The 24,253-nt window shown below is 64.3% G+C and carries 21 protein-coding genes; 7 read left to right on the top strand and 14 right to left on the bottom strand.

Going from position 1 to position 24,253, the window contains the following annotated elements; genetic code table 11:
- Window positions 1-120: 120 nt before the first annotated feature.
- The 6 genes from GWC77_RS14770 to GWC77_RS14795 all read left to right on the top strand — a co-directional run bounded on the left by GWC77_RS14770 (window position 121) and on the right by GWC77_RS14795 (window position 5,343).
- Window positions 121-1,347, top strand: coding sequence for a GspE/PulE family protein (locus GWC77_RS14770; protein ID WP_173257983.1), 1,227 nt, complete (start codon window positions 121-123; stop codon window positions 1,345-1,347).
- A complete protein-coding gene (locus tag GWC77_RS14775) occupies window positions 1,344-2,585 on the top strand; it encodes a type II secretion system F family protein (RefSeq protein WP_173257985.1) in 1,242 nt (413 codons plus the stop codon). Before GWC77_RS14770 ends, GWC77_RS14775 begins: the two co-directional genes overlap by 4 nt.
- Before the next feature lie 83 nt (window positions 2,586-2,668).
- Window positions 2,669-3,544 (top strand): A24 family peptidase, encoded by an 876-nt coding sequence (locus GWC77_RS14780; RefSeq protein ID WP_173258041.1) that lies wholly within the window; start codon window positions 2,669-2,671, stop codon window positions 3,542-3,544.
- Between the two features lie 3 nt (window positions 3,545-3,547).
- Entirely contained in the window at window positions 3,548-4,165 is a 618-nt protein-coding gene (coaE, locus tag GWC77_RS14785; protein ID WP_173257986.1) for a dephospho-CoA kinase, read from the top strand.
- 169 nt (window positions 4,166-4,334) lie between these two features.
- Window positions 4,335-5,090, top strand: coding sequence for a cell division protein ZapD (gene zapD, locus GWC77_RS14790; RefSeq protein WP_173257988.1), 756 nt, complete (start codon window positions 4,335-4,337; stop codon window positions 5,088-5,090).
- A gap of 58 nt (window positions 5,091-5,148) precedes the next feature.
- Entirely contained in the window at window positions 5,149-5,343 is a 195-nt protein-coding gene (locus GWC77_RS14795) for a DNA gyrase inhibitor YacG (RefSeq protein ID WP_173257990.1), read from the top strand.
- Window positions 5,344-5,367: 24 nt separating this feature from the next.
- On the opposite strand, the gene mutT is transcribed toward GWC77_RS14795, so the two are convergent.
- Genes mutT through secA form a run of 4 tightly spaced genes read right to left on the bottom strand, consistent with a single transcriptional unit; the run spans window position 5,368 to window position 10,836 of the window.
- Window positions 5,368-5,814 carry an 8-oxo-dGTP diphosphatase MutT gene (mutT, locus tag GWC77_RS14800; protein WP_173257991.1) on the bottom strand — a complete coding sequence of 149 codons (447 nt, stop codon included), beginning with the start codon at window positions 5,812-5,814 and terminating at the stop codon, window positions 5,368-5,370.
- Window positions 5,811-6,680: an ATP-binding protein gene (locus tag GWC77_RS14805; protein WP_173257993.1), complete on the bottom strand. Its 870-nt coding sequence runs from the start codon at window positions 6,678-6,680 to the stop codon at window positions 5,811-5,813. The genes mutT and GWC77_RS14805 overlap by 4 nt, the downstream gene beginning before the upstream one ends.
- Window positions 6,681-6,733: 53 nt before the next feature.
- Window positions 6,734-7,963, bottom strand: a complete 1,230-nt coding sequence (gene argJ, locus GWC77_RS14810; RefSeq protein WP_173257995.1) for a bifunctional glutamate N-acetyltransferase/amino-acid acetyltransferase ArgJ — start codon at window positions 7,961-7,963, stop codon at window positions 6,734-6,736.
- Between the two features lie 59 nt (window positions 7,964-8,022).
- Complete coding sequence (gene secA, locus GWC77_RS14815) at window positions 8,023-10,836, bottom strand: preprotein translocase subunit SecA (RefSeq protein ID WP_173257997.1); 2,814 nt, start codon at window positions 10,834-10,836, stop codon at window positions 8,023-8,025.
- A gap of 256 nt (window positions 10,837-11,092) precedes the next feature.
- Between secA and GWC77_RS14820 the strand changes: the two genes are divergently transcribed.
- Window positions 11,093-11,632, top strand: a complete 540-nt coding sequence (locus tag GWC77_RS14820) for a DUF721 domain-containing protein (protein WP_173257999.1) — start codon at window positions 11,093-11,095, stop codon at window positions 11,630-11,632.
- Window positions 11,633-11,702: 70 nt separating this feature from the next.
- Here the strand turns inward: GWC77_RS14820 and lpxC are convergent, their stop codons facing one another.
- The 10 genes from lpxC to mraY all read right to left on the bottom strand — a co-directional run bounded on the left by lpxC (window position 11,703) and on the right by mraY (window position 24,245).
- The gene (gene lpxC, locus GWC77_RS14825; protein ID WP_173258001.1) at window positions 11,703-12,620 is read right to left on the bottom strand and encodes a UDP-3-O-acyl-N-acetylglucosamine deacetylase; all 918 of its coding nucleotides are present in this window, start codon (window positions 12,618-12,620) and stop codon (window positions 11,703-11,705) included.
- Between the two features lie 789 nt (window positions 12,621-13,409).
- Window positions 13,410-14,615, bottom strand: a complete 1,206-nt coding sequence (ftsZ, locus tag GWC77_RS14830) for a cell division protein FtsZ (protein WP_173258003.1) — start codon at window positions 14,613-14,615, stop codon at window positions 13,410-13,412.
- Window positions 14,616-14,725: 110 nt separating this feature from the next.
- Window positions 14,726-15,958: a cell division protein FtsA gene (gene ftsA / locus GWC77_RS14835; RefSeq protein ID WP_173258004.1), complete on the bottom strand. Its 1,233-nt coding sequence runs from the start codon at window positions 15,956-15,958 to the stop codon at window positions 14,726-14,728.
- A gap of 40 nt (window positions 15,959-15,998) precedes the next feature.
- Complete coding sequence (locus GWC77_RS14840) at window positions 15,999-16,760, bottom strand: cell division protein FtsQ/DivIB (protein WP_173258006.1); 762 nt, start codon at window positions 16,758-16,760, stop codon at window positions 15,999-16,001.
- Between the two features lie 10 nt (window positions 16,761-16,770).
- Window positions 16,771-17,721 (bottom strand): D-alanine--D-alanine ligase, encoded by a 951-nt coding sequence (locus GWC77_RS14845; protein ID WP_173258008.1) that lies wholly within the window; start codon window positions 17,719-17,721, stop codon window positions 16,771-16,773.
- Window positions 17,722-17,764: 43 nt separating this feature from the next.
- Entirely contained in the window at window positions 17,765-19,156 is a 1,392-nt protein-coding gene (gene murC, locus GWC77_RS14850) for a UDP-N-acetylmuramate--L-alanine ligase (protein ID WP_173258010.1), read from the bottom strand.
- Window positions 19,153-20,259 carry an undecaprenyldiphospho-muramoylpentapeptide beta-N-acetylglucosaminyltransferase gene (gene murG / locus GWC77_RS14855; protein WP_173258011.1) on the bottom strand — a complete coding sequence of 369 codons (1,107 nt, stop codon included), beginning with the start codon at window positions 20,257-20,259 and terminating at the stop codon, window positions 19,153-19,155. The genes murC and murG overlap by 4 nt, the downstream gene beginning before the upstream one ends.
- Window positions 20,256-21,530, bottom strand: a complete 1,275-nt coding sequence (gene ftsW / locus GWC77_RS14860; RefSeq protein ID WP_173258013.1) for a putative lipid II flippase FtsW — start codon at window positions 21,528-21,530, stop codon at window positions 20,256-20,258. The genes murG and ftsW overlap by 4 nt, the downstream gene beginning before the upstream one ends.
- Entirely contained in the window at window positions 21,527-23,056 is a 1,530-nt protein-coding gene (gene murD / locus GWC77_RS14865) for a UDP-N-acetylmuramoyl-L-alanine--D-glutamate ligase (RefSeq protein ID WP_254366971.1), read from the bottom strand. The genes ftsW and murD overlap by 4 nt, the downstream gene beginning before the upstream one ends.
- Window positions 23,057-23,075: 19 nt before the next feature.
- On the bottom strand, window positions 23,076-24,245 hold the full coding sequence (gene mraY, locus GWC77_RS14870; RefSeq protein ID WP_173258015.1) for a phospho-N-acetylmuramoyl-pentapeptide-transferase: 1,170 nt from the start codon (window positions 24,243-24,245) through the stop codon (window positions 23,076-23,078).
- Between the last annotated feature and the right edge of the window lie 8 nt (window positions 24,246-24,253).

Here is a 24,253-nt window from a genome sequence, read left to right on the forward strand (position 1 = left end):
CACTGCGCTCCGATGACGGACAGCCCCTGACCGATCGGCCGAATGTCGGCGGCGAGCCGTTCACGCGATGATGACTTCATCGCTTTCGAACGACTGCATCCCGCACTGATCCGACATTCGATGTCTTCCCAGCTTCCCTTCCCTCTTCCCGCTGCCGCGCCGCTTCCGCCCGACGGGGACGACGCGCCGGCTGTCCGTCTTCTGGCCGACACGCTGGCGCGCGCCTCGCAACTCGGTGCATCCGATATCCACGTGGAACCGGGCGATGGCACCTGGCGCATTCGCTTGCGCATCGACGGCGTGCTGCACGAGGCATCGGCACCGCCCCCGCATCTGCGCGACGCGTTCGTGACACGCGTGAAGGTGCTCGCGAAGCTCGATATCGCCGAACGCCGCCTGCCACAGGACGGGCGGCTGCGGCTCGCATTCGCCGCCAATGCGGCGCAAGACTATCGCGTCAGTTCGCTGCCGACGATATTCGGCGAAAAACTCGTGCTCCGCCGCATGCAAGCTCTGCCTGCGGATCTATCGCTCGCGGCACTCGGCTTCGACGCGCGGCAAAGACCGGCCGTCGAAGCGGCCATCCGCGCGCCGCATGGGCTGATCCTCGTGACGGGCCCGACAGGCAGCGGAAAGACGCTGTCGCTCTACTGCTTCTTGCAGATGCTCAACACCGCGTCGCGCAACATCTGTACCGTGGAGGACCCAGTCGAAATCGAACTCGCCGGCATCAATCAGCTCAACGTGCGCGACAAGACCGGTTTGACGTTCGCTACCGCGCTGCGCGCATTGCTGCGCCAAGACCCCGATGTAATCATGATCGGTGAAATCCGCGATGGCGAAACGGCCGATGTCGCGGTGAAAGCGGCTCAAACAGGCCATCTGGTGCTGTCGACCCTGCATACGAACGATGCACCGAGCGCCATCGCGCGCCTCGTCGATATCGGCGTCGCGCCGCTGAACGTCGCCACCGCGTTGCGGCTCGTCACGGCGCAGCGGCTCGTCCGCCGCCTATGCCCCATTTGCGCCACGCCCACGATCGCGTCACCCGACGAGCTGCGCGCGGCCGGCTTCGACGAGGCCGAAACAGGCGCCTGGGCTCCGACGTCCGCGTCCGGTTGCGATGCCTGTCATGGCATCGGTTATCGCGGGCGCGTCGGCGTGCATCAGATCATGCCGATATCCGCAGCGATGCGCGAGTCGATCGTCTCGCGCACGAGCCACGACACGCTCGCGCGGCAAGCACGCTCCGAAGGCATCGCGTCACTGCGCCGCGCCGCGCTCGACCGTGTACGGGAGGGCGTCACCTCGCTCGCCGAAGCTGTCGCATCGACGGAGGCGCAATGAAGCAGGCGCACAGCGACAGCGGCGAAGGGCAAGCCGCGCCCGCATTCGCGGAGCGGCGCTTCGCCTGGCGTGGCATGAAACTCGACGGCACGCAGTGCCGCGGCAAGATCGTTGCGCCGCATTTGGCTGCGGCTCGCGCCGCACTCAGGGAACGCGGCATCCTGGCCGGTTCGCTCGAGGTGCGCGGACCTGCGGCGCCGCCGCGGGCCACCGCGCGCGAGATCACGGCATTCACACGCCATCTGGCCGGTCTCCTCGGCGCGGGCGTGCCGCTCGCGCAGGCGCTCCAGTTGATCGCGCACACCCCGACGCGCGGCGGCGTGGCGCGCATTGCCGCCACCCTCGCGCATCAGCTTGCCAACGGTCACGGTTTTGCTGCCGGCCTCGGCGCGTTTGCCCAACACTTCGATCCGTTTTATCGGCAGCTCGCCGCCGTCGGCGAAGCCTCAGGCACGCTGGCCCATGTTCTTGCCCGGCTTGCGCAAGAGCGCGAACGCATGGCGGCACAACGTGCCAGGATGCGCGCGGCGCTCGTGTACCCCGCCGCCGTGCTGTTGCTCGCCGTAGCGATTGCCGCGGCGCTCCTGGTGTGGGTCGTCCCGGCGTTTCAGCTCGCCTTCGAAAGCTTCGGTGCGCCATTGCCTCCGCTCACCCGCGCCGTCGTCGCGCTGTCCGACGCCATGGTGCATCGAGGCCCGGCATGTCTCGCAGTCACCGGCGCACTGCATCTCATGGCAACACGCGTGCTTCGCCGTTCGTCGGCCGCCCGCCTCACCCTCGGGCGGTTCGCGCTTGCCGTTCCGTTCGTCGGGCGGATCTCTCGCTTGGTGGCAGCGGCGCGCTGGTGCCGGGCGCTCGGCACGCTACTGGGGGCAGGCACGCCGCTCGCCGACGCGCTGGCGTCGTTGGCGCATGCGACGGGCCATGTGATATTCGACGCCGCCAGCGCCGATATCGCCGCGCGGCTCGATCGGGGAGAACGGCTCGCGGCGGCGATGCGGGCCGCCGCGTGTTTTCCACCCGCGCTCATACAGCCGGTGGCGATCGCGGAAGAATCAGGCTCGCTCGATACGATGCTGCTCGACGTCGCGGCGTTGGCCGAACGCGAGGTCGAGGAGGCCGCCGGCCTAATGGCGAGCCTTGCGGAGCCGGCGGTCGTCATCGTATTGGGGTTGCTCGTCGGGGTGCTCGTCGTCGCGCTCTACCTTCCCGTGATCGAGCTTGGCAACGTGGTGTAGCATCCAGCCCAACCGGACTTGTCAACGGAGCGACTTCACCCGTGTACGCCCACCCCCTGGTCGGACCGTTTTCGCAAGCTTCGATGCACTTCGGCGCGGCATTCGGCGCACTACCGGCCGCGTGGCAACTCGCGTTCGCGGCAGCGTTCGGACTGGCGATCGGCAGCTTTCTCAATGTCGTCATCCATCGATTGCCCATCATGCTCGAACGCGCGTGGCGCGCGGAAGTGAACGAGGCAAGCGAGAACGGCGATCGAGCGGCCGTCGACGATGGAATGCCCGAGCGCTATAACTTATGGTTCCCACACAGCGGCTGCCCACAATGCGGCCACGTGCTGCGCGCCTGGGAAAACATTCCGGTGCTGAGCTACCTGCTGCTGCGCGGGCGCTGCTCGGCCTGCCGGGCGCCGATCGGTCTTCGCTATCCGCTCGTCGAGCTCGCGAGCGCCGCGCTCGCCTCGCTATCGCTCGTCACGTTCGGCCCCACCGGCACAGCGCTCGCGGCATTCGTTCTCTGCGCAACGCTGCTCGCGACAAGCGCAATCGATATCGATACACGGCTGCTTCCCGATTCGCTCACGCAGCCGCTGTTGTGGGCGGGACTGATCGTCAATTTCGGCGATACGTTCGCGAGCCTGCGGACCGCCGTCGCGGGCGCGATCGCCGGCTATGTGTTCCTCTGGTGCATTTACTGGTTGTTCCGACTCGTGCGCGGCATCGAAGGCATGGGTTACGGCGACTTCAAACTGCTGGCCGCGCTCGGTGCGTGGCTCGGTTGGACGGCCCTGCCGCAGATCGTTTTGATCTCGGCGGTGACCGGAGCCATCGTCGGGCTCGTCGCCACCGGGTTCGGACGCATGCGCTTCGAAGAACCGCTGCCGTTCGGACCGTTCCTGGCCGCGGGCGGCGTGGTGACGCTCTTTCTCGGTACGCCGCTTTTTCATGTCTTCGGAGGTTGAATCATGTACCTCGTCGGAATGACCGGCGGCATCGGCAGCGGCAAGACGTTCGTCGCCGATCTCTTCGAGGCGCGGGGGGTGGCCATCGTCGATACGGACCGCATCGCGCATCGCATCACGGCACCGCACGGCGCCGCCATGCCGCTCATCGCGCGCGAGTTTGGCGAAGCGTTCGTTGCCGCCGACGGCTCACTCGATCGCGCTCGCATGCGTGCGCTCGTCTTCGCCGACGATACGGCGCGCGCTCGCCTCGAAGCTCTCACGCATCCCTTGATCCGGGCCGAAACCGAACGGGAAATAAAGGCGGCGCGCGCAGCCTATGTGATCGTGGTAGTGCCGCTTCTCGTCGAATCCGGGGTGTGGCGCTCCCGCGTCGACCGCGTGCTCGTCGTCGACTGCAGCGTCGAAACGCAAGTTGCCCGGGTGATGCGGCGTAGCGGATTCTCGCGCGAGCAGGTCCTTGCGATCGTGCAACGTCAGGCCCCGCGCGAGGCGCGGCTCGCTGCCGCCGACGATGTCCTGGTCAACGAAAACATCGGCGTTGAGCGCCTGAATGAGGAAATCGGCCATCTCCACACCCGCTATCTGTCGCTCGCGGCGGGCGCCGGGTCCTCGGATTGAGCGGAGCAAACGGCATGTCCGTTGACACCACGCCGAGACGCACGTGTCGAACAATCCGCGGACGCGGCGAAAAAGCTGCGCGTCGTATCCCATTGAGCGATTGCGGGGGGGCATTTGCAGCATTAGAATGTCCTGCAATCCCTATTCTTGACGCCTGAGGCGAGCGCGCTTGATTCTTTACGAGTATCCGTTCAACGAGCGAATTCGCACGCTGCTGCGTCTCGAAGACCTATTCGAGCGCTTCACGTTTTTTCTCAATCAAGACGACGCGAGAGAACATCACGTCGCATTGACCACACTGTTCGAAATTGCCGAAGTCACCGGCCGGGCAGATCTGAAGTCCGATCTGATGAAGGAACTCGAGCGCCAGCGTCAGACCCTGGCCCCGTTCCGGGGTAACCCTGGTATCGAACAGAACGCGCTCGAAGTCGTGCTGGGCGAAATCGAGCAAACGCTCAACGGGCTCGCACAGATGCAGGGTAAGACCGGCCAACACCTCACGGACAACGAGTGGTTAGCCAGCATTCGCAGCCGGGCGATCATTCCCGGCGGAACTTGCAAGTTCGATCTGCCGTCGTATTTCGCATGGCAACAGACACATCCTGACCAGCGCCGTCAGGACATCGCCAAATGGATCATGCCGTTATTGCCGCTGCGCGACGCGGCCGCAATCGTATTGCGACTCGCCCGCGAATCGGGGCAGGCTTCGAAGGTCATGGCGATGCAAGGCAGCTATCAGCAGATGCTGTCGGGCCGCACTTATCAATTGATGCAGGTGCGCGTTGCGCCGGATTTGCGCGTCATCCCGGAAGCAAGCGCCAACAAGTACATGCTGTGGGTGCGTTTCACGGTACAGGATGGCGATATGCGGCCCCGCGCTGTCGATGTCGACGTGCCGTTCCAACTGACGCTCTGCAGCTTGTAGCCCCCGCGCGCGCCGCGCCGCAAGGGCCGCCGCGCATCATGACCATTGCTCCGAACGTATGATCGCTGTCGTCAAATGTCCGACCTGTGGCAAGGCTGTCCGCTGGGTCCCCGAAAACCGCTTCCGCCCCTTCTGCTCCGAGCGCTGCAAGCAGATTGACCTTGGCGCCTGGGCGACCGAGAAATACCGGATCGAGGGCGGGGAACCCCCGCCGTCCGCCGACGATTCGCCCGGCGAAGACATCAAGAACTGATTCGCCGCCCGGTGGAGCGCCCTTTCAGACTGCGCTGTCTGCCGCCAGCAACTCCAAGACGGGAATGGCGGCAGGCAGCAGCGGGTCCACGTTCACAGGCAGGCTCTGCCAACTGAACGCCTGCCCTTCGCGGCCATGCGGCTCGCCGGTCCAGTCCGTCACCTTGCAAAAATAAAGGCGCACGTACGCGTGCGGATAGTCGTGTTCGAGCGTGTGCCAGAGATGGCATGCGGTGACGACGATACCAAGCTCCTCGTGCAACTCGCGCGCCAGCGCCGCTTCGACCGTCTCGCCGGCCTCCAGCTTGCCTCCCGGAAACTCCCAATAGCCCTCGTAGGGTTTGCCGGCCGGACGCTGCGCCAGCAGATAGCGGCCGTCGGGTTGCACGAGCACGCCCACCGCCACTTCCGTCACGGGCCGCCGCGGCCGCGTATCTGTCGTTGCGGGGGAAAACCCGCTTGCTTCGTTCATTGCCGGCCCCGCTTGCCCGACCAATCGCGGGCGAACTGCCAGGCGACACGCCCCGAGCGCGAGCCGCGCTCGAGTGCCCAAACAAGCGCATCGCCGCGCGCGTCGCCAACCTCCGTCTCGTTGCAGCCAAAATGGCGCAGCCAGTGGCCGACGATCGTCAGGTAATCATCCTGCTTGAACGGGTAAAAACTGACCCACAGCCCGAACCGCTCGGACAACGAGATTTTTTCCTCGACGACCTCACCGGGATGGATTTCGCCATCCGGCATGTGCTTGTAGGTCTCGTTGTCGCTCATGTACTCGGGCAACAAATGGCGGCGGTTGGACGTTGCGTAGATGAGCACGTTGTCCGATTGCGCCGAAATGGACCCGTCCAGCGCAACTTTGAGTGCCTTGTAGCCCGACTCCCCCTCTTCGAACGAAAGATCGTCGCAAAACACGATAAAGCGTTCCGGCCGCTGCGCGATCAGGTCGGTAATATCGCCGAGATCGTGCAGGTCGTCCTTGTCGACTTCGATGAGGCGCAGCCCCCGGTCCGCATAGGCATTCAGGCACGCCTTGATCAGCGAGGATTTGCCTGTCCCACGCGCGCCCGTCAACAGCACGTTGTTCGCGGGAAGCTGGTTCACGAACTGCCGCGTGTTCTGTTCGATGAGCGCTTTCTGGCGATCGATGTTTTGCAAGTCATCGAGCGAAATGGCAGGGATTGCCTTGATGGGCTGCAGATAGCCGCGCCCCTGGCGTTTGCGCCAACGAAACGCAACGGCGGACGACCAATCGACATCGGGCATCGCAGGCGGCAGCATCGTCTCGAGGCGCGTCAGCACAGCTTCGGCGCGGGTCAGAAAACGGTCGAGTTTATCCATGGCAAAAGAGGCTTCCGGAGCGCTCGCCGCTGGGGGCGGCGAGCGGCCCAATGTCACGAGCGGTAATCGGCGTTGATGCTCACGTACTCGTGCGACAGATCGCAGGTCCAGATGATTGCATTGGCGTCGCCGCGTCCGAGCACGACACGAATCACGATCTCGCTTTGCTTCATGACGCGCTGACCGTCCTCTTCGCGGTACGCGGGATGGCGGCCTCCCGCTTGCGCGACATGAACATCGTCGAGATACAGGTCGATCTTCGCGACATCGAGATCGCTGACCCCCGCGTAGCCAATCGCGGCGAGGATACGGCCGAGATTCGGATCGGACGCATAAAACGCGGTTTTCACGAGCGGCGAGTGGCCGATCGCATAACCGATCTGCCGGCACTCGCTCACGCTCGCGCCACCTTCGACACGGATCGTGATGAACTTCGTCGCCCCTTCGCCGTCGCGCACGATCATCTGCGCCAGGCGTTCGGCCACTTCGGTAACGGCTTGGCGCAGCGCGGCGTAAGCCGGAGTATCTGTCGAGGCGATGGGCGGCAGGCTGGACTTGCCCGTGGCGACAAGGATGAATGAATCGTTCGTCGACGTATCGCCATCGACGGTGATGCAGTTGAACGACCGGTCCGCCACCTCCTTCACCAGCACGTCGAGCACAGGCTGGGCAACGGTGGCGTCGCAAGCCAGGAAGCCAAGCATCGTCGCCATGTTCGGCTTGATCATGCCGGCACCCTTGCTGATACCGCTTAGCGTCACTGTGTGACCGTCGATCGTCACTTGCCGCGATGCCGCCTTCGGCTGCGTGTCGGTGGTCATGATGGCCTGGGCGGCTTCGTACCAATGCGCGGCGCGAAGATTGGAGAGCGCGGCGGGCAGCCCGGATTTGAGGCGCTCGATGGGCAGCGGTTCGAGAATGACGCCAGTCGAAAATGGCAAGACCTGCTCGGCCTCGATACCAGCAAGGCGCGCAAGCTCGGCACAGGTTTCACGAGCATGCGCGAGGCCGGACTCGCCGGTGCCCGCGTTTGCATTGCCCGTATTGACGACGAGCGCCCGGATGCCCCGGCCGCGTGCAAGGTGCTCGCGGCAAACGGTCACCGGTGCGGCGCAGAAGCGATTCGAAGTGAACACGCCCGCCACGGTGGCCCCCTCGTCGACCGACATCACGAGGACGTCCTTGCGATTGGGCTTACGAATGTTCGCCTCGGCCCAGCCTAGCGTCACGCCTGGAACCGGATGGAGTTGCGAAGGATCGATCGAAGGAAAGTTGACTGCCATCGTCTGAGAACCTGTCGGGAATATAAAAACGGCGCGCATCGCGCGCGCCGTATCCGGTTTCAAGCAAGCCTGCCGTGGCACTGCTTGTATTTCTTGCCGCTGCCGCAAGGGCATGGGTCGTTGCGCCCCACCTTCGGTATGCCGGCTTCCGCGCTCGCCGCGCCAGCGCCGCCGTGGGCGCCGCGACTCATCGCCTGATCGACCATCTGCGTCGCGGCGTCGACCGCCATCGCCGCGGGGGCCGCGGACGCCGCCTCGGCAAACTCGGCGTGGCGGAACTCCACGTTCTCCACGTGGCTGCCCTGCTCTTCGTACTGCTCGGCCGCTTCCTCCAGTTGCTCGGGCGACTGGATCCGCACATTCATGACGATGCGGGTGACTTCGGTCTTGATGATGTTGAGTAGCGCTTCGAAGAGCTCGAACGCCTCGCGCTTGTATTCCTGCTTCGGGTTTTTCTGCGCATAGCCGCGCAGGTGAATGCCTTGGCGAAGATGATCGAGCGCGGCGAGATGCTCGCGCCACGAGCGATCGAGCGTTTGCAGCATGATCGAGCGCTCGAATGCACTGAACGATTCCCGTCCGACGAGCGCAACCTTGGTTTCATAGCTTTCGTCGGCAGCCGCCAGAACGGCGTCGAGAATGTCGTCGGCATCGAGCGACTGCGACTCGTTGATCATTTCCTGAACCGCGAGATCGAGCTGCCAATCGGTACGCAAGGCTTCCTCGAGCTCGGGCGCCTGCCATTGTTCTTCGATGCTGCCGGACGGAATGAACTGGTGCACGACGTCGGTGATGACCGCATGACGCATCGCGGTGATCGTCTCCGTGATGTCGTGCGCTTCGAGTAATTCATTGCGCTGCTGATAGATCACCTTGCGTTGATCGTTGGCAACGTCGTCGTATTCGAGCAATTGCTTGCGAATATCGAAGTTGCGCGCCTCGACCTTGCGCTGCGCCGATTCGATCGACCGCGTGACGATGCCGGCTTCGATCGCCTCGCCTTCGGGCATGCGAAGCCGGTCCATGATGGCGCGCACGCGATCGCCCGCGAAAATGCGCAATAGCGGGTCTTCGAGAGACAGATAAAAGCGCGACGAGCCCGGGTCGCCCTGGCGGCCCGCGCGGCCTCGCAGCTGGTTGTCGATACGGCGCGACTCGTGACGCTCGGTACCGATGATGTGCAAGCCGCCCGCGGCCTTCACCTGATCGTGCAACGCCTGCCATTCATCGTGCAAGGCCTGGATTCGGCGCGCCTTCTCGTCGGGCGGAACCGACTCGTCAGCCTCGATCAGCGATGCCTGCTTCTCGGCATTGCCGCCCAGCACGATATCGGTTCCGCGGCCCGCCATGTTCGTGGCGATCGTGATGCGCCTCGGGCGCCCCGCTTCGGCGACGATGGCGGCTTCGCGCGCATGCTGCTTGGCGTTGAGCACCTCGTGCGACAAACCGGCCTTGGTCAGCAGATTCGAGAGCAACTCCGAGTTTTCGATCGAAGTCGTGCCGACGAGCACCGGCTGGCCGCGCTCGTAGCATTCGCGAATGTCGCGAATGACCGCGTCGTAGCGCTCGCGCGCCGTCTTGTAGATCTGGTCCTGGAGGTCGATTCGCTTCGGCGGTCGGTTCGTCGGAATGACAACCGTCTCGAGCCCATAGATCTCGTTGAATTCGTACGCCTCCGTATCGGCCGTACCGGTCATGCCGGACAGCTTCACGTACATACGGAAGTAGTTCTGGAACGTGATCGAAGCAAGCGTCTGGTTCTCGCTTTGAATCTTCACGTGTTCCTTGGCTTCCACTGCCTGATGCAGGCCGTCCGACCAGCGGCGTCCCGGCATGAGGCGGCCCGTGAATTCATCGACGATGATGACCTCGCCGTTTTGCACCACGTAGTGTTGATCGCGGAAAAACAGCGTATGCGCGCGCAATGCGGCATAGACGTGGTGCATCAACGTGATGTTCTGCGGCGCGTAGAGGCTCTCGCCCTCGCCGATCAAGCCCCACTCGGCCAACATGCGTTCGGCCTTCTCGTGCCCCGATTCGGTCAGAAAAACCTGGCGCCCTTTTTCGTCGAGCGTGTAGTCGCCCGGCTTTTCCACACCGGTGCCGTCCGCGCGCTCCTCGCCGATCTGGCGCTCGAGCAGCGGCGGCAGTGCGTTCATGCGAACGTAGAGATCGGTATGGTCTTCCGCCTGGCCCGAGATGATGAGCGGCGTGCGCGCCTCGTCGATCAGGATCGAGTCGACTTCGTCGACGATCGCGAAATTGAGCGAACGCTGCACGCGCGCGTCCGTCTCATAGACCATGTTGTCACGCAGATAATCGAACCCGAATTCGTTGTTCGTGCCGTACGTAATATCGGCAGCATAAGCGGCCTGCTTCGTGGCATGGTCCATCTGCGAGAGATTCACGCCGACGGTGAGGCCGAGGAAGTTGTACAGCTTGCCCATCCACTCGGCGTCGCGTTGTGCGAGATAGTCGTTCACCGTGACGACATGCACGCCCCGCCCCGACAGTGCGTTCAGGTAGGCCGCGAGTGTCGCGACGAGCGTCTTGCCCTCGCCCGTGCGCATTTCCGCGATCTTGCCGTAGTGCAGAACCATCCCGCCGATCAACTGGACATCGAAGTGCCGCATTTTCAGCACGCGGCGACTCGCCTCGCGGCACACCGCGAACGCCTCGGGCATCAGCTTGTCGAGCGACTCGCCGCTCGCCACGCGCTGGCGAAACTCCTCCGTTTTGGCGCGCAGCTGGTCGTCGGTCAACTGCTCGATCTGCGGCTCGAGCGCATTGATCACCGCGACGGTCTTTTGATACTGCTTGATCAGACGCTGGTTGCGGCTGCCAAAGATCTTTTGGAGAAAACCGGTGGTCATCGGGTCGGGTGTGCGCCGCGGCTGAGGCCGGTACCGCGCGCGTCGCGCGTCGCGCCTGCGGGAGGGCCCGCGGGCGTACCGGATCCGAGTGCCTCGGCGGCTTATTCCATGAGTGAATTCGAATCGCGCATTTTAGCACGCGAGCCTTAATCCACCGTGTCGCGCAAGTGCGCATCGGACCGCCGCCGCGGGCGGCCCGGGTACAATGTGGCCATTCAGTCCCGCGTGCCGCCGCACACGTTCCCTCAGACTACGAATGAGCCGCTTTTCGTCCCGCTTTTCGCCCTCGTCCAAGCCGCTAGGCGCGCCCGTCCCGCGGCCTGTGGCCGAAGTGCTTGGGCGCACCGACGCGTTTGCGGCGTTGCGCGCGGGCGTCGAGCAAACCGCGGCGCTCGAGCGTGCGCTGAGCGAGCTTTTGCCGGCCTATCTCGCGTCGAGCGTCGAGCCGGGCTTCGTGAGGGATGGCGCGCTGACCTTGTTCGCCGCGCATAGCGCGCTGGCGGCCCGTCTGCGGCATCTCGAGCCGCGGCTCATCGCGGATTTGCAGCAGCGGGGATGGAATATCCGCACACTTGCCGTGAAGGTACGACCCCGGGCTGCAGCCGAACCGCCGAGACCCAAGGCGGCGCGCATGACACCCCAAGGGGCGCAAGCACTGCAAGCGCTGAGCGAGACCTTGCCACCTTCCCCGCTCCAGGCGGCGCTCGCGCGGATGGCCGCTCGCCATGGCAAAGCACAGTCGGACGCTGCGCCGCAGGGCGCTGAACCACCGGCTCCCATCGACACAAAAAAATAAGCGGCTCGAAAGCCGCTTATTTTTTGTGTCCGCGAGGCGGGTAACCGCCGCCGCGGTCAGGCGCTTCTCGTCAGGCAAATGCCGTCTGCGCGTCGTAACCGAAGCCGCGCGGCGCATGTTGCGCGTCTTCGAACGTGACGATCTCGTACGCGTCCTCGTGAGCAAGCAATTCACGCAACAGCACGTTGTTCAGGCCATGCCCCGATTTATACGCCGTGTACGAAGCGAGCAGCGGATGGCCCACGACATAAAGATCGCCGATGGCGTCGAGCATTTTGTGCTTCACGAATTCGTCGTCGTAGCGCAGGCCGTCGTTGTTCAGAATGCGGTATTCGTCGAGCACGATCGCGTTATCCATACTGCCGCCGCGAGCGAGGCCCAGTTCGCGCATCGTTTCGACTTCATGCGCAAAGCCGAACGTACGCGCGCGCGCGATCTCGCGCACGTACGAGGTAGTCGCGAAATCGACTTCCAGCGCCTGCCCCGTCTTGTCGACCGCGGGGTGCCGAAAATCGATGGTGAATTGCAGCTTGAAGCCGAAGTACGGCTCGAGGCGTGCGAACTTGTCGCCATCGCGCACCTCGACCGGCTGCGTAACCTTGATGAATTTCTTCGCCGCGTTCTGCTCGAGAACGCCGGCCGACTGCATCAGAAACACGAATGAAGCCGCACTGCCGTCCATGATCGGGATTTCCTCGGCCGTCACGTCGACATACAAATTATCGATACCGAGGCCGGCACAGGCCGACATCAAATGCTCCACCGTCGAAACGCGCGCACCGTCTTTTTGCAGTACCGACGCAAGACGCGTGTCGCCGATGGACATCGCGGAGGCCGGAATGTCGACAGGCGTAGCAAGATCGACGCGTGAAAACACGATACCGGTGTTTTCAGCGGCCGGGCGGAGCGTCAATTCGACCTTGCGGCCCGAATGGAGGCCGATGCCAACGGTCTTGACGATCGATTTGATGGTGCGTTGCTTCAGCATAGTGGTTTGTCGATTGCTAAATTCAATCGAGCTTCTTATTTCATAGTAGGGATTATACTCCATCCCGGACAGGCTGACAGGGCGTGGAACGTTTCAGTCTGTTTCCCGGCGTTACCCGCTTAAACCGCTGTGCACGCAAAACGTGGGCCAACGTCCGGAATGGAGGCATTCCCGGTCGTCGGCCCATTACTGCTTGTTACCGACCATCACAAACGCTGCGCATGCGTTGTTGCTGCGACGCAACGCATCGATGCCGATGGCGAATGACTACCCGGCGCCCTGAGCAGGCGCCGATTCGGCACTCATATCCCGGCGTCTTGACTACGCCGAAACGCGAATGCGGTTGCCGCAGTGCGCAAAAACCGACCGCCGCACGCCAGCGGTCACAACCGTCGACGTGCGCTGCCCGTTCAGCGCAGGCGTTCCCAGCCGCAATCGGCCTGCGAAACCGCGCATCTTGCCCGCGATGCGCCGGCGTCGCCCGAAAGACATGCGTCAGCGCGCAAGGCGCCGCTGTCCCTCATCTGGCCGCTCGCTGCCATATACGCCTGTCGCAGAGCGACTCGCAAACCCGCGTGCGCCGCACGGTGCCCATCCGTGCCGCCGCCACCGACCCCGTGCGCGTCGATAACCGCTCGACACGTTTGGGCGATGCGCCGCGCACGACCGCTCCGAGCGCGCGCCCCAGGGGACGCGGCCGCCTTGCGCCGTTGCCGTTCAACATGCTCAGCCCTTCTTGTGCGCTTCATCGCGCCGAAAAAACGTGCGACGCGCGAGGCGTCGCACGTCTTAATCGGCCTGTTTGCGCAAAAACGCCGGAATGTCGTACGTCTCGACGCCCTTTTCCTGGAGCGCCTGGACATGCGAAGCAGCCGTCTCGCGCGAATTGCGCCACACGGCCGGTGCATCGAACGCACCGTAGTCGCCCGACGCCGTGCGCGAACTCGCGTAGCCGTTTTGCGCGGCCGCGACCGGCTGGTTGTCGGTACCGGTACGCAAAAGCGTCATCGGCGCCGGCTGCTGCTTCTTCGCCGCGCTCGCCGCTGTACGGCCCAGGCCCGTGGCGACGACCGTCACGCGCAGCGCATCGCCCATGGCGTCGTCGTAGACCGCACCGAAAATCACCGTTGCGTCTTCCGCCGCATAGCTCTTGATGGTGTTCATCACCTCGCGCGTTTCGGACAGGCGCAGCGAACGGCTCGACGTGATGTTCACGAGCACGCCGCGCGCGCCCGAGAGATCCACGCCTTCGAGCAGCGGACTCGCCACGGCCTGCTCCGCCGCAAGACGGGCGCGATCGACGCCGGCGACGGTCGCCGTGCCCATCATGGCCTTGCCCTGCTCGCCCATGACCGTCTTCACGTCTTCGAAGTCGACGTTGACGAGACCGTCCACGTTGATGATTTCGGCAATGCCGGCCACCGCGTTGTTCAGAACGTCGTCCGCGCACTGGAAGCACTTGTCCATCTCGGCGTCATCGCCCATCACCTCGAACAGCTTGTCGTTCAGGACGACGATCAGCGAGTCGACGTGATCCTCCAGTTGCTGCGAACCTGCTTCTGCCACGCGCATGCGCTTGCCGCCTTCGAACTCGAACGGCTTGCTGACGACACCGACGGTCAGAATGCCCATCTCTTTCGCGATTTGCGCGACGACCGGTGCCGCACCCGTACCCGTTCCGCCGCCCATGCCGGCCGTGATGAAGACCATGTGCGCGCCGCGCAGCGCGTCGGCAATCCGCTCGCGGGCTTCTTCCGCCGCGGCGCGCCCCATTTCCGGTTTGGCGCCCGCACCGAGACCCGTGCTGCCGAGCTGAATCACGCTCGGCGAACGCGAGCGCGAGAGGGCCTGTGCGTCGGTGTTCATGACGACGAAATCGACGCCCTGCACACCCTTGTTGATCATGTGTTGCACAGCGTTGCCGCCGGCCCCGCCAACGCCCACCACCTTGATGATGGTGCCGCTGGTTTCCGTTTCCAACATCTGGAATTCCATATTGCCTCCGTCAAGAAAAAGATCCCGCTCTTCGGCCGTTATTCGGCAGGGAATCGGGCAACCCCCTGTCGCGCGCAAGCCGCCGGCACCGGCGCGAATTCAAAAAGACTTCAAAAATTGCCCAGGAACCAATCCTTCATGCGAGTGAAGACCTGCCCCATCGAGCCCGACTGGACAGCGACCTTGCGTCCGCGCATCCGCTGCGACGAGCCCTCGACGAGCAGCCCCATCGCCGTCGAATAGCGTGGATTGCGCACGACGTCGGCGAGTCCGCCCGCATACTCCGGCACGCCGATGCGCACCGGTTTGAGAAAAATGTCCTCGCCGAGCTCGACCATGCCCGGCATCATCGATGCACCGCCCGTCAAGACGACGCCCGAACTCAAGAGCTCCTCGTAACCGGACTCGCGCACGACCTGATGCACGAGCGAGAAGAGCTCCTCGACGCGCGGCTCGATCACGGCCGCGAGTGCTTGGCGCGACAGCGTGCGCGGCCCGCGCTCGCCGAGCCCCGGCACTTCGATCATCTCGTCCGGATCGGCCAGTGCCTGCTTCGCAATGCCGTAGCCGACCTTGATGTCCTCGGCGTCGGGCGTCGGCGTGCGCAGCGCCATGGCGATGTCGCTCGTCACCTGATCTCCGGCAATCGGAATGACCGCCGTATGGCGAATCGCGCCTTCGCTGAAGATCGCGATGTCCGTCGTGCCGCCGCCGATGTCGACGAGCACCACGCCGAGTTCCTTCTCGTCCTCGGTCAGCACAGCCAGCGATGACGCGAGCGGCTGCAGAATCAGGTCGTTGACTTCGAGCCCGCAGCGCCGCACGCACTTCACGATGTTTTGCGCCGCCGACACCGCACCGGTCACGATGTGAACCTTCACTTCCAGACGGATGCCGCTCATTCCGATGGGCTCGCGCACGTCCTCCTGCCCGTCGATGATGAATTCCTGTGTGAGGATGTGCAGCACCTGCTGGTCCGTCGGGATGTTGATCGCCTTGGCCGTTTCGATGACGCGCGCCACGTCGGCCTGCGTCACCTCCTTGTCCTTGATCGCCACCATTCCGCTCGAATTGAAGCTGCGGATGTGACTCCCGGCGATGCCGGTGAACACGTTAGTGATCTTGCAATCGGCCATCAGTTCCGCTTCTTCGAGCGCGCGCTGAATCGATTGCACGGTGGCCTCGATGTTCACCACCACGCCTTTTTTGAGCCCCTTCGATTCGCTCTGCCCGAGACCGATCACCTCGTAATGGCCTTCGCCCCTCAGCTCGGCGACGACCGCCACGACCTTGGCGGTACCGATGTCGAGGGAGACCAGCAGATCCTTATAGTCTTTACTCATAGCGTGCTCGTGCGTGTGATGTCTTGTCGTGCTTCATGTGTTACTTCTTGGCCTTGCCCTTCGTGCCGCCATCGTCGAGAAACCGCATCCCCGCAGCGCGGATCGCGAAGCCATTCGGATAGCGCAAGTCCGCATATTCGATATCGTTGCCCCAGCGCGCCGTGACAGCTTTCCATGCAGCGCTGAGCCGATTGGAGCGTTCCGCGAGCGTCGACGGATTGCGCTCCCGGCCGTATTCGATCTGCATACCGTTCGACAGTTTCACTGTCCACGCATAACGCGGCGAAAGCGTGACCTCGTCGGGCACGGCGCCGAGCGGCGCGAGCCATTTCTTGAAATCGAAATAGCGGGCGACGACCTCTTTCGAGGTACCGGCAGGGCCGTCGAACGCAGGCAGTTCCTCGTCGAGTTCGCCCTGGTTCGCGGTGAAGAGATCCCCGTCCACACTGACGAGCTGATCGCTGCCCCAGGTCCCGAGCGGCTTGTATTCCTCGAGCGTCACGGCCAGCGCGTTGGGCCAGACACGGCGCACGCTCGCGCGGCGTACCCACGGCATTTGCTCGAACGCCTGGCGCGCCGCATCGAGATCGACGGTGAAGAAGTTGCCCCGCAGATGACCGACGACACCCGCACGCACGATCGGCGTGTTGATGTGCTCCGTATCGCCGTCGATGCGAATCGCCGCGAGCGCGAACGACGGGCGTTGCGCGAGCCAGATCCCGCCCGCCGCGACGAGCGCGACGAGCACCAGCGCGAACAGCACGTTGGCGGCGAGATTGAGCTGGCGAACGTTGCTCCACATGATCGTTGTCTCAGTCCTCGAGAGTCAGCGCCAGCACGGCGACGACCAGTTCCGGATAACTGATGCCGACGGCGCGCGCCGCTTTCGGCGGCAGCGAGTGATCGGTCATACCCGGGGCCGTATTCACTTCGAGAAAAAACGGGTTGCCGGCCGCATCGAGCATGAAGTCGGCTCGGCCCCAATCGGAGCAGCCGAGCACGTCGAACGCGCGGCGCGAGAGAGCCTTCAGCCGCGCCTCCTCGCTCGCGGGCAAACCGCACGGAATCAGGTACTGCGTGTCGTTCGCGATGTACTTCGCGTGATAGTCGTAAAACTCGCCCGCCGGTACGATGCGAATGATCGGCAGATCGAGGTCGCCCGCAATGCAGGCCGTGTATTCGCCCCCGCCTTCGATGCTCTTCTCGACGAGCACGATCTTGTCGAATTTGGCCGCCTCCTCGAGCGCGGCCGCTAGTGCGTCGGCACGAGCGACCTTCGTCACGGCGACGCTCGATCCCTCGCTCGCCGGCTTCACGAAGAGCGGCAGCCCGAGCTTCGCGACGATCTCGGGTGCGCGAGCCGCATAATCGTCGCCGCGCAGTACGGTCTCGAACGGCGGTGTCGGCACGCCCGTTTGTTGCCAGACGAGCTTCGTGCGGAATTTGTCGAGCCCAAGCGCCGAGCCCAGTACACCGCTGCCCGTATAGCGGATGCCGTAAAAGTCCAGCGCGCCCTGCAGCTGGCCGTTCTCGCCGTAGCCGCCGTGCAGCGCGATGAACGCACGCTCGAAGCCCTCCGCCTTCAGCTCCGAGAGCTCGCGCTCGGCTGGATCGAACGGATGAGCATCGATGCCCGCGTTGCGCAGCCCTTCGAGCACGAGCCGCCCCGAGTTGAGCGAAACCTCGCGCTCGGCCGACACGCCGCCCATCAACACGGCAACCTTGCCGAAACGTTTTGGATCGATAGTCATGCTGCCACTCATGCCAGCCTCCCTCGGGAGCAGCGGACGATAGTGAGCTTGCGGGTCATGTCTTCACCTCTTGCGCGAGTCGTCCCGGCACGGTACCGATCGATCCCGCGCCCATCGTGATCACTACATCGCCGTCGCGCACGAGCGTCGACAGCGCCTCCGGTACGTCGTCGACCGTTTCGACGAATACCGGTTCAACCTTGCCTGCCACGCGAACCGCGCGCGCGAGCGAGCGCCCGTCCGCCGCGACGATCGGCGCTTCTCCGGCCGCGTAGACTTCGGTCAGCACGAGGGCGTCGACGCTCGACAGAACGTTGACGAAATCCTCGAAACAATCGCGTGTGCGTGTATACCGGTGCGGCTGGAACGCGAGCACGAGCCGCTTGTCGGGAAAAGCGCCGCGCGCTGCCGCGATCGTCGCGGCCATCTCCACGGGGTGATGTCCGTAGTCATCGATGAGCGCGAAGTGCCCGCCTGCCGCGATGGCCACGTCGCCGTAGCGCTGAAAACGCCGCCCTACGCCGGTGAACTCCGCGAGCGCGCGCTGAATGTCGGCGTCCGACACCTCGAGCTCGGTCGCAATCGCAATCGCCGCGAGCGCGTTTTGCACGTTGTGCAAGCCCGGCATGTTGAGGACGATATCGAGCGGCGGCGTATCCTCGCGCATTGCCGTGAAGTACATCTTGCCTTCGCGTGGGACGACGTTGACGCCGCGCACCTGCGCATCGGCCGCGAAACCGTAGCGGATGACCGGCTTCGAGACAAATGGCAAAATCTCGCGCACGTTCGGATCGTCGACGCAGAGCACCGCAATGCCATAAAACGGCAACCGGTGCGTGAATTCGATGAACGCCTGCTTGAGCCGGGCAAAGTCATGCCCGTAGGTGTCCATGTGATCCGCATCGATGTTGGTCACGACTTCGATCACGGGCAGCAGGTTCAAGAACGATGCGTCGGACTCGTCGGCCTCCGCCACGATGAAGTCACCCGTGCCGAGCCGCGCATTGGCACCGGCGCTCGTGAGGCGCCCTCCGATGACGAATGTCGGATCGAGCCCGCCTGCCGCCAGCACACTGGCCACGAGGCTGGTGGTCGTCGTCTTGCCGTGCGTGCCGGCGATCGCAATGCCCTGCTTCAGGCGCATCAATTCGGCCAGCATGACTGCGCGCGGCACGATCGGCACGCGCAGCCGCCGAGCGGCAAGCACTTCGGGGTTGTCGCTGCGCACGGCGGTCGACACGACGACGGCGTCCGCGCCATCGATGTTCGAGGCGTCATGCCCGATTGAAATACGCGCACCGAGCGAAGCGAGACGCTCGGTCGTCGCGCTCTTCGCGAGGTCCGAACCGCTCACCTGATAGCCGAGATTGGCGAGTACTTCCGCGATACCGCTCATGCCGGCGCCACCGACGCCGACGAAATGAATATGTTTGACGATGTGTTTCATTGCTTTCCTTCCTGACGCGCAAGCGCCACGGCCGCGCAGACTTGCGCGACACGATCGGTGGCGTCGGGCTTGGCGAGCGCGCGCGCGCGCTCAGCCATTTCGGCGAGCGTTTCCCGCGTAAGCGTGCCCAGCCAATCGGCCAACGCCTGCGGCGACAAATCGCGTTGCTGCACCAGCACGGCCGCGCCGTGCTTCGATAAAAATTCGGCGTTCGTGGTCTGGTGATCGTCCACGGCATAGGGGAACGGCACGAACAGGGCCGCGACGCCGATCGCCGCGATTTCCGCGACAGTCATCGCGCCCGAGCGGCAAATCACGACGTCCGCGTCGGCGTAGGCCGCCGCCATATCGTCGATGAACGGCACGAGCGCGAGCGTTCCTCCCTCCGTCAATCCCGCCGCGGCATAGTTCGCCTGCAACGCCTCGATGTGTTTCGCGCCCGCCTGGTGCACGACGTGCGGACGCGCCTCGGGGGCGAGCAACGCAAGCGCGCATGGCACCACTTCGTTGAGCGCGGCGGCGCCGAGGCTGCCGCCCACGACGAGCAGCTTGAGCGGGCCGCTGCGGCGCGCATACCGCAGCTTCGGCTCGTCGGCCTGCGTGACGGTGTCGCGCAACGGGTTGCCGGTCCACTCGGCACCGGGCAGCGCATCCGGAAACGCCACGAGCACACGCCGCGCCAGCTTGGCGAGCACCCGGTTCGCCAGCCCCGCTACCGAATTCTGCTCGTGCAGCACGAGCGGCCGCCGCGCCAGCGCCGTCATGACACCGGCAGGAAATGTGATGTATCCGCCCATGCCGAGCACGACGTCGGGACGCACGCGGTTCAACGCACGACGGCTTTCGAGGCAGGCCCGCAACAGATTCAAGGGCAGCGAAAGCTTCGTCTTGAGCCCCTTGCCGCGCAATCCGCCAAAGCGCACATACTCCATCGGAATGCCATGCTTCGGCACGAGCGAGGCTTCCATGCCAGCCGGATTGCCGAGCCAGACGACGCGCCACCCCCACGCACGCATCCGATGCGCGACGGCGAGGCCGGGGAACACGTGCCCCCCGGTTCCTCCCGCCATCACCATCAACGTACGTTGCGGAGTCGTGCTCATACTTTCCCTCCGCGCATGAGCACACGATTCTCGTAGTCCACGCGCATCAGCACCGCGAGCGCGACGCAGTTGAGCACGATGCCGGAGCCGCCATAGCTGACGAGCGGCAGCGTCAGCCCCTTCGTCGGCAAGATGCCGAGGTTGACGCCGATATTGATGAACGTTTGCACGCCGAACCACAGTCCGACGCCTTTCGCGACGAGTCCCGCAAAGGTGCGATCGAGCGCGAGCGCCTGCCGACCGATCTCGAACGAGCGCCGCACGATCCAGTAAAACAGCAGAATGACGATGAGCACGCCGACAAAGCCGAGTTCCTCGCCGATCACGGCGAGAATGAAGTCGGTATGCGCTTCCGGCAGATAGTTGAGCTTCTCGACGCTGCCGCCGAGTCCCACGCCAAACCATTCCCCGCGCCCGAATGCGATCAGCGAGTGTGTCAGCTGATAGGCCTTGCCCTGCGCGTAGCGATCGTCCCACGGGTCGAGATAGGCGAAGATCCGCTCGCGCCGCCAGGGCGATGCCCAGACGAGCAATCCGAACGTCGCGATGGCCGTGGCCACGAGCCCGCCGAAGAGCTTGCCGTTCACGCCACCGAGGAACAGCACACCCATCGCAATGGCGGCGATGACCATGAACGCCCCCATATCCGGCTCGAGCAGCAGCAGTGCGCCTACGAAGCCGACGGCCAGCGCCATCGGCAAAAAGCCTTTGGCAAAGCTATGCATGTATTCCTGCTTGCGCACCGTGTAATTCGCCGCGTAGATCGTGACGGCCAGCTTCATGATCTCGGACGGCTGCATGTTCATGATGCCGAGCGGCAGCCAACGACGCGCGCCGTTCACGCCCTTGCCGATATGCGGTATGAGCACGATCACGAGCGCCACGAGCGCGACGAGAAAGAACTTTGGCGCGTACTTGTCCCATACCGAGATCGGAATGCGGAATACGACCGCCGCGGCGATCGTCGCGACGACGAGCGAGGCGATGTGCCGCACCAGGAACGCGTAGTCGCGATAAGCGGCATATTTCGGCGAATCGGGCATGGCGATCGACGCCGAATAAACCATGACGACGCCCAGGCCGATCAGCGCAATCGCGGCCCACAAAAGCGAGTGGTCGTAATCGAGCATGCGCGAGCGCAGCGGACGGATTCCGCTGACCGCGCTCGCAAGCCCGCCCGCAGCCGTGCGGGCCGCCGTTTCCTTGCGCGTGCCGGAGCCCGCGCCGCGTTCCGTGAAAAACCGTTGGGTGAGGCGATCCGACCAGCTCATAGCATGGTCCCCCGTTGCGCCGCAATGTCTTGCACCGTGCCGCGGAATACATCCGCGCGATGCGAATAGTTCTTGAACATGTCGAAACTCGCGCAGGCCGGCGAAAGCAGTACCGCATCGCCTGGTTGCGCGATCGCACTGGCCTCGAGCGTCGCCGCTTCGAGCGTCGGATGCTCGGTGAGCACAACGCCCGTGTCGGCCAGGGCGGCACGGATAGCCGGCGCATCGCGCCCGATCAGCATGACCGCGCGGCACCACCGCGCGACGGGGCGCGCGAGCGGCGCGAAGTCCTGCCCTTTGCCGTCGCCGCCGAGGATCAATACGGCGCGCTGTGCAAGACCATCGAGCGCGGCGACGGTCGCGCCCACGTTCGTGCCCTTGCTGTCATCGACATAGTCGACGCCGTCGATCGAAGCGATGAGTTCGACGCGATGCGGCTCGCCGCGATATTCGCGCAGTCCATGCAGCAGCGGGGCGGCGGCGAGACCGATCGCGCGAGCCAGTGCCAACGCGGCCAGCGCATTCGCCGCATTGTGCAGTCCGCGAATGCGCAAGGCGTCGGCCGGCATCAATCGCTTCATCGTCAGTTCGACCGGAGCCGCCGCTTCCTGTCGACGGCGGCGCGACGACGATGTTTCATCCGCCGGGTCGCGCTCTTCAGCCTGAACGAGCCAGTTGATGTCCGCCTCTCGCAAGAGCCCATAGTCTCCCGCGCGCTGCGGCTCGTTGAGCCCGAATGTGACGACCTGCACACGGTGCGGCGCATCTGGCGCCGTATCGGCGGATGCGAACGCCATCGTTCTGGCGTCGTCGCGATTGAGCACACGCACCGTATGGGGACCGAAAGCTCGACCTTTGGCCGCCGCGTAGGCTTCGAAGCTGCCGTGCCAGTCGAGATGATCCTGAGTGATGTTGAGCACCGCAGCGGCATCGGGATCGAACGTGTGTGCCGTCTCGAGCTGAAAGCTCGACAGCTCGAGCACCCACACCTCGGGCAACGCGGTGCGGTCGATCGCGTCGGACAACGTATCGAGCATCGTCGGACCGATATTGCCGGCCACCGCGACCGCCTTGCCCGCACGCTCGCAGAGCAGGCCCGTGAGGCTCGTGGTCGTGGTCTTGCCATTGGTGCCCGTCACGGCGATGACCTTCGGCGCATAACCGCTCTCGCCGAGATGCGCAAGCGCCCGCGCGAACAGTTCGAGTTCGCCCCAGACCGGCACGCCGCGCTCGTGCGCGCTGGCGAAAAGCGGGGCGAGTTCCGGCGAAAGCGGTGAAAGCCCCGGACTCACGACGACGAGCTCGATCCCGCCCTCGAGCAGCGCAGGTGAAAACGCGCCGCCGACGAACTCGGCATCGATGCGCTCGGCCTCGAGCAGCGGCAGATTCGGCGGTGCCTCGCGCGAATCGGCAATGCGCAGCCGGCACCCATGGCGCGCGCACCAGCGCGCCATCGCCAGGCCCGAAGCGCCGAGCCCCAGCACGAGCACCATCGGATGCCGATCTCGAAACATCTCGCCAAACATCGCTTGCTTTTCCTTTCCTTTACCGCAGTTTCAGTGTGGACAGACCGAACAGGCACAACATCAACGTCACGATCCAAAAGCGCACGACAACTTGCGTCTCCTTCCAGCCGGACAGTTCGAAGTGGTGGTGCAGCGGCGCCATCTTGAAAATGCGCCGCCCCTCACCGAACCGGCGCTTCGTGTATTTGAACCAGACCACCTGGAGCATCACCGAAAGGGTTTCCGCCACAAAAATGCCGCCCATGATGAACAGGACGATCTCCTGGCGCACGATGACCGCGATCGTGCCGAGCGCGCCGCCGAGCGCCAGCGCGCCGACGTCGCCCATGAACACCTGTGCGGGGTGCGTGTTGTACCAGAGAAACGCGAGTCCGGCGCCGCCCATCGCCGAACAAAAGATCAGCAGCTCGCCGGCGCCGGGAATATGCGGAAACAGCAGATATTTGGAATAGATCGAGCTGCCCATCACGTAGGCGAAAACGCCGAGCGAGCCGCCCACGAGGACGACGGGCATGATGACGAGACCGTCCAGGCCGTCCGTCAGGTTGACGGCGTTACTCGCGCCGACGATCACGAAATAGGTGAGCGCGATGAAGCCCCATACGCCGAGCGGATAGGTGATCGACTTCAAGAACGGCAACATCAGGTCCGCGCGCGCCGGCAATCCCATCGACAAGCCGCTGCGCACCCAGGCCATGAACAGGTCGAAAACGCGCACGTTATTGGCCTCGGACACGCTGAACGCCAGGTAGACCGCGGCGAACAAGCCGATGACCGATTGCCAGAAGTACTTCTCGCGCGAGGACATGCCGCGCGGGTCCTTGTAGACGACCTTGCGATAGTCGTCGACCCAGCCAATCACGCCAAACCCGAACGTGACGAGTATCACGATCCAGATGAAGCGATTGGTGAGATCGGCCCACAGCAGCGTCGAAACGGCGATGCCGAGCAAAATGAGCACGCCGCCCATCGTCGGCGTACCCGATTTCACCAAGTGCGTTTGCGGGCCGTCGGTGCGCACGGCCTGCCCCACTTTCATGGAGGTCAGCTTGCGGATCACCCACGGACCGCAGACGAGGCCGATCACGAGCGCGGTGATGGAAGCCATCACCGCGCGAAACGTCAGATAGCCGATTACACGCAAAAAGCTTGCATCGTTCTGCAGCCATTGCGCCAGCGCCAGCAGCATGCTTGTCC

Source organism: Paraburkholderia sp. NMBU_R16 (genome assembly GCF_013282575.1).
Taxonomy (GTDB): Bacteria; Pseudomonadota; Gammaproteobacteria; order Burkholderiales; family Burkholderiaceae; genus Trinickia.